Source organism: Micromonospora echinaurantiaca, from assembly GCF_900090235.1.
GTDB classification, from domain to species: Bacteria; Actinomycetota; Actinomycetes; order Mycobacteriales; family Micromonosporaceae; genus Micromonospora; species Micromonospora echinaurantiaca.
The window spans coordinates 2,908,270-2,920,535 of record NZ_LT607750.1 but is presented as its reverse complement, the minus strand read 5'-3'; the positions used below and the strand labels follow the sequence as shown (position 1 = coordinate 2,920,535).

Here is a 12,266-nt window from a genome sequence, read left to right as displayed (position 1 = left end):
ACGGGCCGCCAGTCGTACGCGGCCGAATCGGGGAGGACACCGCAGTGACGTTCCACAGCGCAGTCCGCAAGGCTGGCTTGATCGCGGCGATCGCCGCCCTCGCGGTGAGCGCGGGATGCGCCAAGAAGGATGAGGGCGAGGTCCAGGCGAGCGGGGTCAAGCTCATCGAAGCGGGCAAGCTCACCGTCTGCACCCACCTGCCGTACGCGCCGTTCCAGTCGAAGGACGCCAGCGGCAAGGTCGTCGGGTTCGACGTCGACGTGATGGACCTGGTCGCCAAGGAACTGGGCGTCGAGCAGAAGATCGTCGACACGCCGTTCGAGGGGATCAAGTCCGGCCAGGACCTGAACACCGGCAAGTGTGACGCGGCCGCCGCCGGCATGACGATCACCGAGGAGCGGCAGAAGGTGATGAACTTCTCCGACCCCTACTTCGACGCCACCCAGGCGCTGCTGGTGAAGACCGGTAAGGCGTACAAGTCGCTCGACGATCTCAAGGGCAAGAAGCTCGGCGTCCAGGCGGCCACCACCGGCCGAGACTACGCCAAGAAGTTCGAGGCGGAGAAGGGCCTGCAGCTCGTCGAGTTCGAGGACCTCGCCGCCCTGCAGCAGGCCCTCGCCAACGGCCAGGTCGAGGCCGCCATCAACGACCTGCCGGTCTGGACCGAGTACATCAAGGAGAACCCGGGCGGGTTCGAGGTGACCGCCGAGTTCGACACCGGCGAGCAGTACGGCTTCTCGGTGAAGAAGGACGGCAACCCGGAGCTGCTCAAGAAGATCAACGAGACGCTGGCCAAGGCCAAGCAGGACGGCTCGTACGACAAGATCTACGAGAAGTGGATCGGCAAGCAGCCGGCCAAGTGATCGGAACTCGTGGCAGGAGGGCGCGCGCCCGTCGCGCGCCCTCCGCGTGGGCAAGGAGCAACGAACGGTGAAGCTGCGCCGCCGCCAGCGAGAGCGGCTGTCCCTCTGGCTGCAGTACCTGGCCTTCATCGCCGTCCTCGCCGTGGTGATCTTCGCGGCCGACTGGGGCAGGCTGAAAGAGGCCTTCTTCCGCGTCGACATCATCGAGTCGATGTTCCCGACGATCATCACCGTCGCGCTGCGCAACACGATCCTCTACACGCTCGGCGCGTTCGCCTTCGGCCTGGTGTTCGGCACCATCCTCGCGCTGATGCGGCTGTCCCGAGTGGCGCCGTACCGCTGGGTGGCCACCGGGTACATCGAACTGTTCCGGGGTCTGCCCGCGCTGCTGGTCCTCTTCCTGGTCGGCTACGGCATCCCGATCGCCTTCCCGGACCGGGAGATCCCGGGCGGCGTGTTCGGTTCCATCGCGATCGGTCTCGGGTTGACCGCCGCGGCGTACATGGCCGAGACCATCCGCGCCGGCATCCAGGCCGTGCCGAAGGGGCAGATGGAGGCGGCGCGCACCCTCGGCATGTCGCACTTCACCGCGATGCGCACCATCGTCATCCCGCAGGCGTTCCGGATCGTGATCCCGCCGCTGACCAACGAGCTCATCCTGCTCACCAAGGACTCGTCGCTGGCCTACGTGCTCGGCGTGACCGCGTCGACCATCGAGATCACCAAGTTCGGCCGGGACACGCTGAACGACCGGGTGAACGCCACGCCGCTGCTGGTGGCCGGCTTCACCTACCTGATCATCACCCTGCCCCTGTCCCAGGTGGTACGACGCCTCGAACTCCGCTACGCCAAGGCTCGGTGACCCACATGACGACTCCTGAAGCCCGACCCGCCGTCGAGATCCGCGACCTGCACAAGTCCTTCGGCCCGATCGAGGTGCTCAAGGGCATCGACTTCGAGGTCGGCCACGGCGAGGTGGTCTGCGTCATCGGGCCGTCCGGATCCGGCAAGTCGACCCTGCTGCGCTGCGTCAACCTGCTCGAGGAGCCGACCGCCGGCAAGATCTGGGTGAACGGGATCGAGATGACCGACCCGGACGTCGAGATCGACGCGGTCCGCCGCGGCATCGGCATGGTCTTCCAGTCGTTCAACCTGTTCCCGCACCTGACCGTGCTGGACAACCTCACCGTCGCCCAGCGCAAGGTGCTCCGGCGCGGCCGGGCGGAGGCCGAGCGGATCGCCCGGGAGAACCTGGAGCGGGTCGGCCTGACCGACAAGGCCACCGCGTTCCCCGCGCAGCTCTCCGGCGGGCAGCAGCAGCGGGTGGCGATCGCCCGGTCGCTGTCGATGGACCCCAAGCTGATGCTCTTCGACGAGCCGACCTCCGCGCTGGATCCGGAACTCGTCGGCGACGTGCTCACCGTCATGCGCAAGCTCGCCGAGGACGGCATGACGATGATGGTGGTCACCCACGAGATGGCGTTCGCCCGCGACGTGGCCGACCGGGTCGTCTTCATGGACGGCGGCGTGGTGGTCGAGCAGGGGCCGCCGCAGGAGGTGCTCGGCGCCCCCCGGCACGAACGGACCCGCTCGTTCCTCTCCCGGGTCCTCGACCCGACCCACGTCGCGCAGCTCGGTCAGCCCGGCCAGTCTGCGCAGCCGGCGGAGCCGCCGCGCCTGCCGTCCGACGACCGCCACAACCTGTAGCCGCCGCCGCTGCCCGCCTGCCCGCCCGACCACCGACGGCCGGATACGCCGCGGGGGAGCGGGCGGGGGCCGCCCGGTCGGGCGTCTCGTGGCGGCCGACCCGCCGAAAGGCGCCCTCCGCCCGCTCACGGCGAGCTGACCGTCGCCCGGGGCCAGGGTCTGGGCGTGGCTGCCCTGGTGCGAACGCGCACGGCAGCGACCGTCATGAGGCTGGGCGCGAACCGTCATCGTTTCGTCGTGTTGGCCGCGGGCCCCGCGGGGTAGTGCGGGGGGATCACCCCCGCGGCGTGGTCGCGGCGGCCGCACAGCCGGCCACCGGCACGCCGCAGCAACCCGAGGAGCTCGACATGACCTACCCCTGGTTCTTCCCCCACGAATTCCCGTCGCTGTTCGAGACCCGACCCACCTCCGAGGACGCCCGGCTGGCCTGCCGCCTGCTGGACCGGATGCAGCGGGACCCGCTGCTCAGACACGAACGGATCTGCATCGAGGTGCAGAACCGCGTGGTGATCCTGGACGGCGTGGTCAGTTCGGCCGAGGTGAGCGCCGCCGCCCACGACCGCGCCTGGAGCACCCCGGGCGTGCACGACGTCAACAACCGGCTGCGTGCCTCGGCGGACTGACCGCCGGCCGGGGTGCGGTGGACCGGGGTGACCGGCCGATCCGGTCCGCCGGCCACCCCGGGCGGCACCGCTCCGCCCGAGGCCACCGGTCCCACGTCGAGCGCACCGGATCAGACCACGTCGGCGCGCTGACCCCCCACCCCCGGTCCGACTTTGTCACGCGACTGTCACAGACCCGCGTGGTGGCCGCGAATCCGGCCGGGCAGGGTGGTGGCCGACCGGGTCCCGGACGGGCAGGAAGGACAGCACGATGAGCGTCGTCCCGGACGACCAGCTGATGGCGTTGATCTGCGACACCTGCGGCCACACCACCACGGTGACGGCCTGTGTGCCGCCCGACGCCGAGGTCGTCTGGACGCTGATCGCCGAGCACGGCTGGAGCGGCTCACCGTTCGCGACCGGCCCCCACCGGTGTCCGTACTGCAGCCTGCTGCCGCCCGCCGGTGGCGGTCCCGTTCCCTGCCGGGACCACGGCCCGGGTGGGATCGTCGGCATCGACCACGTCGACGGCGCCACCGTCGTCGCCGCCACCGGCGACATCGACCTCGACAGCGGCGACACGCTCCGCGCCGCCCTGGGACACGCCGCCGACATGGGCGGGCACGTGGTGGTCGACCTCAGCCGGGTGCACGTCATCGACTCCACCGGGTTGGGTGTGCTCGTCCGCGCCCACCGCGACGCCCACGACCGAGGCGTCATGCTGTGCCTCGCCGGTCCCTCCCGGTTCGTCCGCACCGTCCTGCACACCATGCGCCTGGACGGCGTCCTCCCGGTCTTCGACAGCCGCGACGAGGCCCTCGCCGACCTGTCCGCGGCAGGTCACCGGCCCACCCATCCGACGCCCGACCTCGGTTGACGGTGACCGCCGTGCCGGTGGTGTCCGGCCCGCCCAGCGGCGGCGTCGCCGGCATCGACAGGTGAGGGCGACGCAGCTGCCGGTGGCGCGTTGGCCACCGTGGGGGAAGGTGAGGTCGACGCAGCCTGCCGGCGATAGGGTCTGCTCCTATGCGGACGAAGCCGGAGCTGAGTGCGACGATCCGCCGGGAACGGCGGGCGGTGCTCGTGGTCAACGCCCACTCCCGGCGGGGCCGGCGGCTCTACGAGGGCGCCCGGGCGCGGCTCGCGGCGGCCGGCTTCACGCTCCTCGGCGCGTACCCGGTCGACCGGCCCGGCGAGCTGGAGCAGACCCTCGCCGCGGCCGCCGACCTCGGGCCGGACCTCCTGGTCGCCGGCGGCGGCGACGGCACCATCGGCACCGCCGCCCGGCTGCTCGCCCACCGCGACATCGCGCTCGGCCTGCTGCCGCTGGGCACCACCAACAACTTCGCCCGCACCGTGGGCATCCCGCTCGACCTCGACGCGGCGGTCGAGGTGCTCGCCACCGGCAAGGTGATCGACGTCGACCTCGGCCTGGTGGGCGACATGCGGTTCACCAACCACGTCGGCATCGGCCTCTCCGCCGACGTGATGCTCCGGACGCCGCCGCGGCTGAAGCGGGCCACCGGCCGGCTCGCGTACCCGCTCACCGCGCTGGCACTGCTGACCCGGCACCGGCCGCTGCGGGCCACCGTCCGCGCCGAGGGGCGGGAGCGCGAGTTCGTCACCCACCAGCTCTACGTGGCCAACGGCGGCTTCCACGCCGGCCGGCCGATCACCGCCGACGCGGACGCCGACGACCGGCTGCTGGTCGGCTACCCGGTGGGCGGCGCCACCCGTCGCGAGCTGCTGCGCGACACGGCCCGCAACGCCGCCACCGGGCATCGCCGCACGCTGCGCGAGGAGCCCTTCCTCGCCGTACGCCAGCTGTGGCTGGAGACCGACCGGCCGGCGCCGGTCGAGGTCGACGGCGAGTTGTACGGCGAGACCCCGATCCGGATCGGCCTGGACCCCAACGCGCTGCGCATCATGGCCCCCGCCGACCGCCCGGACCGCTAGCGCGTCGAAGTCCTCAGCCGGGCTGTGCGGGGTCCGGACGACGACCGGCGGCGCTGCCGGGTGGGACTCTGATCGCGGCTGCCGGGCGTGCGGCGGGCTCAGCGGTGCAGCCGGACCTCGGTCGGCTCGCGGTCGCTGCGCAGTCCCTTCCAGGAGGGGTGGCGCAGCCGGTTGTCCGGGGTCCAGGACCGGAAGGTGACGTCGCCGACCAGCACCGGATCGACCCAGACGGCGTGCCGGGCGTGTTCGCGCGGCACGGGGGAGTCGAACGGTGGATCCGGTCGGCGCAGCGGGTCCAGGCGTTGCTGCAGGTCGCGCAGCGCGGCCTGGGTGAAGCCGGTGCCGACGTGGCCGATGAAGGTCAGCTTGTCGTCCTGGTCGTACATGCCGAGCAGCAGCGAGCCGACGGTGCCGGCGCGCCGGCCCGCACCGGGCTGGTAGCCGCCCACGATGACCTCGACGGTGTCGTTGAGGGGCACCTTCACCCAGGCCGGCGAGCGGCGACCGGGCTGGTACGGCGAGTCGAGCTGCTTGGCGACCACTCCTTCCAGGCCCAGGTCGGCGGCCGCCGTGGCCAGATCACGGCCGGCGTCCCCGGTCCAGTAGGGCGGCGTGTCCACGCTCTGCCCGCTGAGGTCCAGTTCCTGCAGCGCGGCGCGGCGCTCGGTGTACGGCAGCGAGGTCAGGTCCCGACCGTCGAGGTGCAGCAGGTCGAACAGGTACATCCGGACGGGGGTGCCGCCGACCAGGGCGGCGGACGGCGCCCGGACGTGCATGCGGCGTTGCAGCGCGGCGAAGCTGGGCCGCCCCTTGCCGTCCAGGGCCACAATCTCCCCGTCCAGCACCGCGCGCCGGCCCGACAGCAGCCGCGCCAGCTCGCCCAGTTCGGGGTACGCCGGGGTGACGTCGCGGTCGTTGCGGCTGAGCAGCCGCACCCCGTCGGCGACGTACCCGATGGCGCGAACGCCGTCCCACTTGAACTCGTATCCCCACCCCGGCCCGCCGGGCAGCGCGCCACTGGTGGCGAGCATCGGCCGCACGAGGGTCGGCATCCTGGCACTCACGCCTCGATCATCACCAACCCGACGCGCCGGCACCTGGCCTTCGGGCGATCCGCCCGCCGGACCCGGGCGGCCCGTGACCGGTGCCCGGGAACCCGGAGCGCCCGGCCGGTGTCCTGAGAACGGGACGGGTCAGTTCCGCCAGGCGTCCATCCGGAGGGGGACGAGATGGGTTCACGGGGCAGGTTGGTGCTGGCAGCGGTGGTCCTGCTGGCGGCGTGCACGCCCACCGACGGGCCGGCCACGCCGGCCGGCGCGGCGGCCACCCCGGCCCCGCCGAGCGCGGCGGCGCCGGCCGCGACCGGCTGCGGCTCCCGGGTCGAGACCGGCCTGCTGCCCGAATGGGCGCACGGCGGGTTCCGCGGGGAGCCCCGGATCGCGCACGTCTTCGGTGCGAAGGGCGAGATCGTCGCGGTGCTGTTCGGCCACCCGCTGCGGCAGCCCCGGACGGACGGCTCCAACAACAAGATCCTCTGGGTTCCCCGCCCGGCCACCACCTCTCCCGATCCGACGTCCTCGCCGACGCTGGTCATCACCGCGACGCTGCACGGCACCGACACCCGGGTGACCCGCCAGGTCACCGGCGGTCCAGGCCCGTCGATCATCGACCTGCCGCAGCCCGGCTGCTGGCACCTCGATCTGCGCTGGTCCGGGCGTACCGACACGATGGACCTCGTGTACGCCGACGGCTGACGCCGCGGTCGATGTGCGATCGGCCCGGCGGGCCGCGAGGTCCCCCCGCCTGGTCGCGGCGCGGGGACCTCGGCCCGACGGCGCCGGTCAGCCCGGCAGTTCGACCAGCGCGAGGTTGCGGTCCACGGCTGTCCACGCCTTGCGCGCTCCGGGCACCGGCTCGATCCGGGGAACCGTGTACCAGTTGGTGCCGATGCCGCTGTACAGCGGCTCCGCCGCGGCCAACCCCGGTCCCAGCCGGTAGATGGTGTCGCCGAAGTTCGTCGCGGCGTAGACCTGGCCGTGGTGCGCGACGATCTCGCCGTACCCGCTGAGCTTGCCGGAGTGCAGCACGGTGCGGGTGGTGAGGTCGTACGCGATCCAGGTGCCGCTGGTGCGCTTGTACGACGCGTAGAGCACCCCGTTGAACACCTCGACGTGCTGCATGCTGGGCTGGCCGGGCAGCGGCGCGAACCGGTCGACCACCTCGCGGCGGCGGATGTCGAAGACCGCCACCTGGGAGGTCGGCTCGGTGGGCGGGGTCCCGTTGCCGCCCCAGGTGTCCCCGGCGATGTAGGCCAGGTCCCCGTCCAGCGCGATGGCGTTCAGCGCCTGGTTGGGCAGGATGTCGAGGCGTACCTCCAGCTCGCCGGTCGCCGGGTCCAGCAGCGTGAGCGCGCCCTGCAGGCTGCCGTACCGCGGGGCCGAGGCGACCAGGACGAGGCCGGACGGCTTGTGGTGCACCACGTCCCAGGGCCGCTGCTGGTTGTGGCCGATCTGGCCGAAGCTGCGCACCTGACCCGTGCGTGGGTTCAGCTCGACGATCTCGCCGCTCGGGTACAGGGCGCTGATCATCCGGTCCCGCCAGGCGACGATGTCCTTCGCCTCGCCGCCGACGGGGTACCGGCGGCTGACGCCGCGGGCGGGCTCGTGCACGGTGATCGCGAAGTGCCCGCCGACGTAGACCGAACCGTCGGGAGCCGCGCACATCGACTGGAGCAGCTCGGGCCCGGCCGCCCGCGGGTCGTCGGTCAGGTCGTGCTGTTCGACGGTGTCCCGGCCGGGGGCCAGGATGGACACCCGGCCACTGCCGTTGGCGGCGAAGACGGTGCCGTCGGCAAGCTCCACCACGCCGCGTCCCTCGTCGCCGGCCGGGCCCTGGGCGATCGTGACCAGCCGGTCGCCCTCCCGGCGCAGGATCGACCCGGTCAGCCGGCCCAGGGCGAGCAGCCCGCCGTCGCCGGTGACGCTCAGCGAGTCGACCAGGTACTCCCCGTCGGCGGGCACCTCGACGTGGCCGGAACCGTCGCTGGCGATGTCGTGCACCCCGAACGCGGACGCGGCGTAGACCCGGCCGCCGGCCGCGGCCAGCGCGCCGAGTCCCGCGTCCAGCGGGGTGCCGGTGGGCATGATGTCCACCTTCTCGCCGGTGGCGCGGTCGATCCGGACGATGTGGGCGGGAATCGTGCCGGCGTAGACGTAGCGCTCGTCGGCGGCCAGCAGCCGGGCGTACTGGGATCCGGGGAAGGCGCGTCCGAGGTTGGTCAGGGTTCCGGTCGCCGGTTGCAGGGACCAGACCTCGCCCCGGGGATAGGTGCCGAAGTAGACCACGCCGTCCGGTGCGGTGGTGGCGGCGAACACGATCGTGCCCGACGGGCCGATGGTGCCGAGTCGCCGGGCGGTCTTGGTCGCCGGGTCGTACTCGACGACGTCGCCGAACGAGTACGTGCCGATGTAGACCTTGCCGCCGGAGACGGTGCAGGCCCAGGCGCCGTCGCCCCGCTCCAGCGGCACCACGTCGGTCACCGCGCGGGCCGCGATGTCGTACGTGACCACCTTCGGCGGCGTCTGCCCCCGGGTGACGAAGTACCCGGTGGTGCCGTCCACCGCCATGCCGACGATCGCCGCGCTCAGCGAGGCCGGGCCGTACTGCCCCGGCTGGCGCGGGCCCTCCGCCGCGGCCGGCAGTTCGCCGAGCACCGCGCCGCCGACCGCGGACAGTGCCGTGAGCTGGATGAGGTTACGCCGGTTCAGCTGGGTCATGGGCAAGCTCCTCTTCGGTGCGGCCTGGGGGAGTGGAGGTCGAGACGCCGTCGCCCCGCCGGGTTGTCGTTCGGGCGCGCGGGATGCCGGTCACGGGTGGTCAGCGGCCGGAGATCGCGACGCGGACCAGGTTGCGCCCCTTGAGGCCGAACAGCGCGCTCCGGGACGGGTCGAGGGCGAGCTTGGGTTCGCCGCCGAACCATTCGCCGGCCAGCCCGTCGACGACGGTGCTGACCGTGAAGGTGACCAGATCGATCTTGTAGATCGCGTTGCCGTCGGTGGTGTAGGCGACCCGACCGACGATGTGCAGATCGGAGCCGCGGGCGCTGACCTTCGTGATCCGGGTGACCCGGGCGTGCCGCAGGTCGTACTCGAACAGCACGCCGGTGTCGGTGATGCCGTAGACGGCGAGCGCGGTGTGCGCGAGACCCGGGATGACCTTCGCCCCGGGCACCGGTTCGACCTGCCAGCGCAGCCGGCGGCCACGCAGGTCGAAGGCGGCGAGCCGGGCGGTGGCGGTGACCGGCGGCAGGCCGAGCCCTTCCTGGATGTTGGTACCGAGATAGGCGACGCCGGCCTGGCAGGTCACGGCGTAGAGGCTCTGCCGCTCGACCACGGGCCGGTAGGTGTCGAACCTCCCGGTCCGCAGCTGGTAGAGGGCCAGGGTCCCGTTCAGGTGGCCCGGCTCCGGCTGGGTGGTCATCGCGATCAGACCGGTGGCCTCGTCGTACGCCAGATCGCGCGGGCGGTCCTGCTGGTTACCGGTCCTGGCCAGCAGGGTCGCCTCGGTCTCGCCGGCCCGGTGACGGTAGAGCAGGGCCTGGGTGTAGACACCGAGGTAGGTGGCGCCGCGGACGGTCAGCGCCGTCTTGGGTTCGCCGGGTATGCCCAGCCGGGATCGCGTGCCGGTGGCGAGGTCGTGGACGTCCGCGCCACCCTTGCCGCCGACGTAGACGCGCGCGCCGTCGCTGTGCACCGACATGGGCTGCTCGGGCGCGGCCCGGAAGCCGCGCTGCACCAGGTTGACGTAGCGCAGCGAGCGGTCGGCGGGGTCGAAGACGACGATCGCGCCGTCCTGCACGCCGTAGACGCGGCCGTCGTGGACGAGGAGCCGGTGGGTGGCCGCCTCGGGCTGGGCCACGCCCAGGGCCTCGACGGCCCCGCCGTCGATGGCACACCGGTAGAACATGCCCGACGGTCGCCCGGCGAAGTAGACGTAGCCGTCGTGGATGAGCACCGAGGTCACGTACTTCTCGCCCGTTGCCAGCACCCGGTGGTCGGCCGGATCGGTCTTGTTCAGCACCAGCACCTCGCCGTTGGAGGAGATGCCGCCGGCCAGGTGGGTCTCCGACAGCGCCAGGCTGGCGACGAAGTCGCGGCCGGCGAGCGCGGCCGGCAGGATGTCGCGCTTGGCGCCGGTCGCCCGGTCGATCGCGATCAGATGGGCGTGCGCGCCGACGCCCGCGTAGATGGTGGTCTCGTCGGCGGCGATGCTGCGCACGTACGCCTCGCCCTCGACCGGCATGCCGAGGTCGCGGCTCACCCCGGTCGCCGGGTCGTACTCGACGACCCGGCCGGGTTCGGAGATCGCGAGGTAAACCTTGCCGTCCGGCGACGAGGCCAGATTCCAGATGAAGTGGTACGGGTAGGCGCCCACCTGGTTCAGCGCACCCGTCACCGTGTCGAGCCGGTAGAGGTCGGAGCGGCTGTGGGTGCCGATGTAGACGTCGGTGCCGACGCGGCACATCGCCCACACGCCGATGCCGGTGGGCACGTCGGTGTGGGAGGTCACGGCGTCGGCGGTGAGGTCGTACGCGCCCACCACGTTGGGCGAGAGTCCGCGGGTGGCCGCGTAGAGCACCGATCCGACGAACTCGCCGTTGCCCAGCGGGGTCGTGACGCTGGCCGGACCGAGGTCGGTGAGGGTGCCTTCGGGATCGGCTGACGTGTCGGCGTGGGCCGGGGAAGGGGGAAGGAGCGCGACTCCGCCGGCGAGCGCGGCGGTCTGCAGTAGACGACGACGGGCGACCATGGGCGCAGCCTTTCGGTCGGGACCGGAATTGCGCCAGAGTCTAGCGTCGCCGATGGCCTCGCCGGTATGGGCGACGGGGGATTTTCATCGGCAGATTTGAGTGTGGCCCGTAACGTCGAGCTGGAGTTCGGGTCGAAGGCACGCGAACGCGGCGGTCGGGCTCCGGCGCGGTCCGCCGGACGCCGAAGGGCCGGACCACCGCGGTGGTCCGGCCCTTCGGCGTACGCCGACAGCTGCTCAGAGCAGGCCGTCGGTGATGCCCAGCGTGCCGCCGGCCGAGGCGGACGCCTCGCCGTGCAGCGCCACCCCGGTGGACATCCCGCCGACGGACCCGAGGGCGCCGGAGACGACGCCGTCGACCTGGCCGGTGACGCCGTCCACGGTGGATGGCACGTCGATCGGTGGGACGACGCTGCCGGGGCCGGTGGTGATGCCGAGGCCGCCGAGGGTGTCGTCGACGCCGAGGCCGTCGACGAGGCCGTCGACCTGGCTCTGGGTGTTGCCGAGGGTGCCGCCGAGGAGGCCGTCGCCGCCGAGGACGCCGGTGCCGAGCAGGCCGTTGTCGCCGCTGTCGAGGGCGGTGGTGGGGTTGCCGAGGGTGCTGGTGAGGTCGCTGACGGCGGGGTCGGCGATGGTGTCGGTGGCGCCGATGACGTCGGCGTCGAGGGTGTGGGCGAGGTCGTGGGCGCCGGTGAGGTCGGTGCTGAGGCCGCCGGGGCCGATGCCGAGGCCGATGCCGGGTAGGACGGTGGCGCCGACGCCGACGGCGGTGGGGTCGACGGCGATGGCGCCGAGGACGCCGGCTTTGACGTCGAGGCCGTTGTCGCTGGTGGTGAGGGTGAGCTGGTGGGTGACGTTCTGGAGTTGGCCGACGACGTCGGTGGTGTCGGCGAGCAGGGGGTCGACGCCGAGTTGCCCGGCGGTGGGGCCGACGGGGTTGAGGCCGTGGACGGGGGCGTAGTCGACCACGAGGGGGACGACGTCCTGCACGTCGGCGGCGGTGATGTCGTTCAGGCCGGCGGCCCGCAACGCGCCCTCCGGGTCGAGGTCGAACGCCGACCGCGCGCCCGCATCGGCGAGCAGGTTCAGCACGAAGTCCTGCAGGGACGCGTTCGCGTCCACGGACACACTCTGCTGCGTTTCCATCTGGGTGCTCCTCGGACCTGGGCGGATCTGATGTCGGCGGCAACGGTATGGCCGGCGGCCCCCGCCGGGCATCGGGGATGAGCCCGCAACCCTGCCCGCCGGATTAGGGCACCCACCTCGCCGGACGTTAGGGACCGGGGGGACTCGCCCCACCCCGATCCCCGTACGCCACCCCGCTCGTCCC

At 72.6% G+C, this 12,266-nt stretch carries 11 protein-coding genes; 7 read left to right on the top strand and 4 right to left on the bottom strand.

Going from position 1 to position 12,266, the window contains the following annotated elements; translation table 11 throughout:
- The first annotated feature begins 44 nt into the window (after positions 1 to 44).
- The 6 genes from GA0070609_RS13395 to GA0070609_RS13370 all read left to right on the top strand — a co-directional run bounded on the left by GA0070609_RS13395 (position 45) and on the right by GA0070609_RS13370 (position 5,128).
- Positions 45 to 863, top strand: a complete 819-nt coding sequence (locus GA0070609_RS13395; RefSeq protein ID WP_088994120.1) for a basic amino acid ABC transporter substrate-binding protein — start codon at positions 45 to 47, stop codon at positions 861 to 863.
- A gap of 67 nt (positions 864 to 930) precedes the next feature.
- Complete coding sequence (locus GA0070609_RS13390; RefSeq protein ID WP_088994119.1) at positions 931 to 1,725, top strand: amino acid ABC transporter permease; 795 nt, start codon at positions 931 to 933, stop codon at positions 1,723 to 1,725.
- 5 nt (positions 1,726 to 1,730) lie between these two features.
- A complete protein-coding gene (locus GA0070609_RS13385; protein WP_088997710.1) occupies positions 1,731 to 2,570 on the top strand; it encodes an amino acid ABC transporter ATP-binding protein in 840 nt (279 codons plus the stop codon).
- A gap of 347 nt (positions 2,571 to 2,917) precedes the next feature.
- Positions 2,918 to 3,193: a BON domain-containing protein gene (locus GA0070609_RS13380; RefSeq protein ID WP_146228105.1), complete on the top strand. Its 276-nt coding sequence runs from the start codon at positions 2,918 to 2,920 to the stop codon at positions 3,191 to 3,193.
- Between the two features lie 250 nt (positions 3,194 to 3,443).
- On the top strand, positions 3,444 to 4,049 hold the full coding sequence (locus GA0070609_RS13375; RefSeq protein ID WP_088994117.1) for an STAS domain-containing protein: 606 nt from the start codon (positions 3,444 to 3,446) through the stop codon (positions 4,047 to 4,049).
- Positions 4,050 to 4,198: 149 nt separating this feature from the next.
- Complete coding sequence (locus GA0070609_RS13370) at positions 4,199 to 5,128, top strand: diacylglycerol/lipid kinase family protein (protein WP_088994116.1); 930 nt, start codon at positions 4,199 to 4,201, stop codon at positions 5,126 to 5,128.
- Between the two features lie 98 nt (positions 5,129 to 5,226).
- On the opposite strand, the gene ligD is transcribed toward GA0070609_RS13370, so the two are convergent.
- Complete coding sequence (gene ligD, locus GA0070609_RS13365) at positions 5,227 to 6,192, bottom strand: non-homologous end-joining DNA ligase (RefSeq protein ID WP_231928712.1); 966 nt, start codon at positions 6,190 to 6,192, stop codon at positions 5,227 to 5,229.
- A gap of 165 nt (positions 6,193 to 6,357) precedes the next feature.
- Here ligD and GA0070609_RS13360 point away from each other — a divergent pair, with 165 nt between their 5' ends.
- Entirely contained in the window at positions 6,358 to 6,882 is a 525-nt protein-coding gene (locus tag GA0070609_RS13360) for a hypothetical protein (protein WP_088994115.1), read from the top strand.
- A gap of 87 nt (positions 6,883 to 6,969) precedes the next feature.
- Here the strand turns inward: GA0070609_RS13360 and GA0070609_RS13355 are convergent, their stop codons facing one another.
- From GA0070609_RS13355 to GA0070609_RS13345, 3 genes are all read right to left on the bottom strand, one after another.
- The gene (locus tag GA0070609_RS13355; protein ID WP_088994114.1) at positions 6,970 to 8,904 is read right to left on the bottom strand and encodes an outer membrane protein assembly factor BamB family protein; all 1,935 of its coding nucleotides are present in this window, start codon (positions 8,902 to 8,904) and stop codon (positions 6,970 to 6,972) included.
- A gap of 100 nt (positions 8,905 to 9,004) precedes the next feature.
- Positions 9,005 to 10,936 (bottom strand): NHL repeat-containing protein, encoded by a 1,932-nt coding sequence (locus GA0070609_RS13350; RefSeq protein ID WP_088994113.1) that lies wholly within the window; start codon positions 10,934 to 10,936, stop codon positions 9,005 to 9,007.
- A gap of 237 nt (positions 10,937 to 11,173) precedes the next feature.
- Complete coding sequence (locus GA0070609_RS13345) at positions 11,174 to 12,082, bottom strand: IniB N-terminal domain-containing protein (RefSeq protein WP_157748134.1); 909 nt, start codon at positions 12,080 to 12,082, stop codon at positions 11,174 to 11,176.
- Positions 12,083 to 12,266 lie beyond the last annotated feature (184 nt).

Excerpts from the sequence above, each read along its gene's own strand:
- GA0070609_RS13345 (WP_157748134.1), bottom strand. The coding sequence starts at position 12,082 with ATGGAAACGCAGCAGAGTGTGTCCGTGGACGCGAACGCGTCCCTGCAG.
- GA0070609_RS13360 (WP_088994115.1), top strand. The coding sequence starts at position 6,358 with ATGGGTTCACGGGGCAGGTTGGTGCTGGCAGCGGTGGTCCTGCTGGCG.
- GA0070609_RS13350 (WP_088994113.1), bottom strand. The coding sequence starts at position 10,936 with ATGGTCGCCCGTCGTCGTCTACTGCAGACCGCCGCGCTCGCCGGCGGA.
- GA0070609_RS13355 (WP_088994114.1), bottom strand. The coding sequence starts at position 8,904 with ATGACCCAGCTGAACCGGCGTAACCTCATCCAGCTCACGGCACTGTCC.
- GA0070609_RS13375 (WP_088994117.1), top strand. The coding sequence starts at position 3,444 with ATGAGCGTCGTCCCGGACGACCAGCTGATGGCGTTGATCTGCGACACC.
- GA0070609_RS13380 (WP_146228105.1), top strand. The coding sequence starts at position 2,918 with ATGACCTACCCCTGGTTCTTCCCCCACGAATTCCCGTCGCTGTTCGAG.
- GA0070609_RS13370 (WP_088994116.1), top strand. The coding sequence starts at position 4,199 with ATGCGGACGAAGCCGGAGCTGAGTGCGACGATCCGCCGGGAACGGCGG.
- GA0070609_RS13385 (WP_088997710.1), top strand. The coding sequence starts at position 1,731 with ATGACGACTCCTGAAGCCCGACCCGCCGTCGAGATCCGCGACCTGCAC.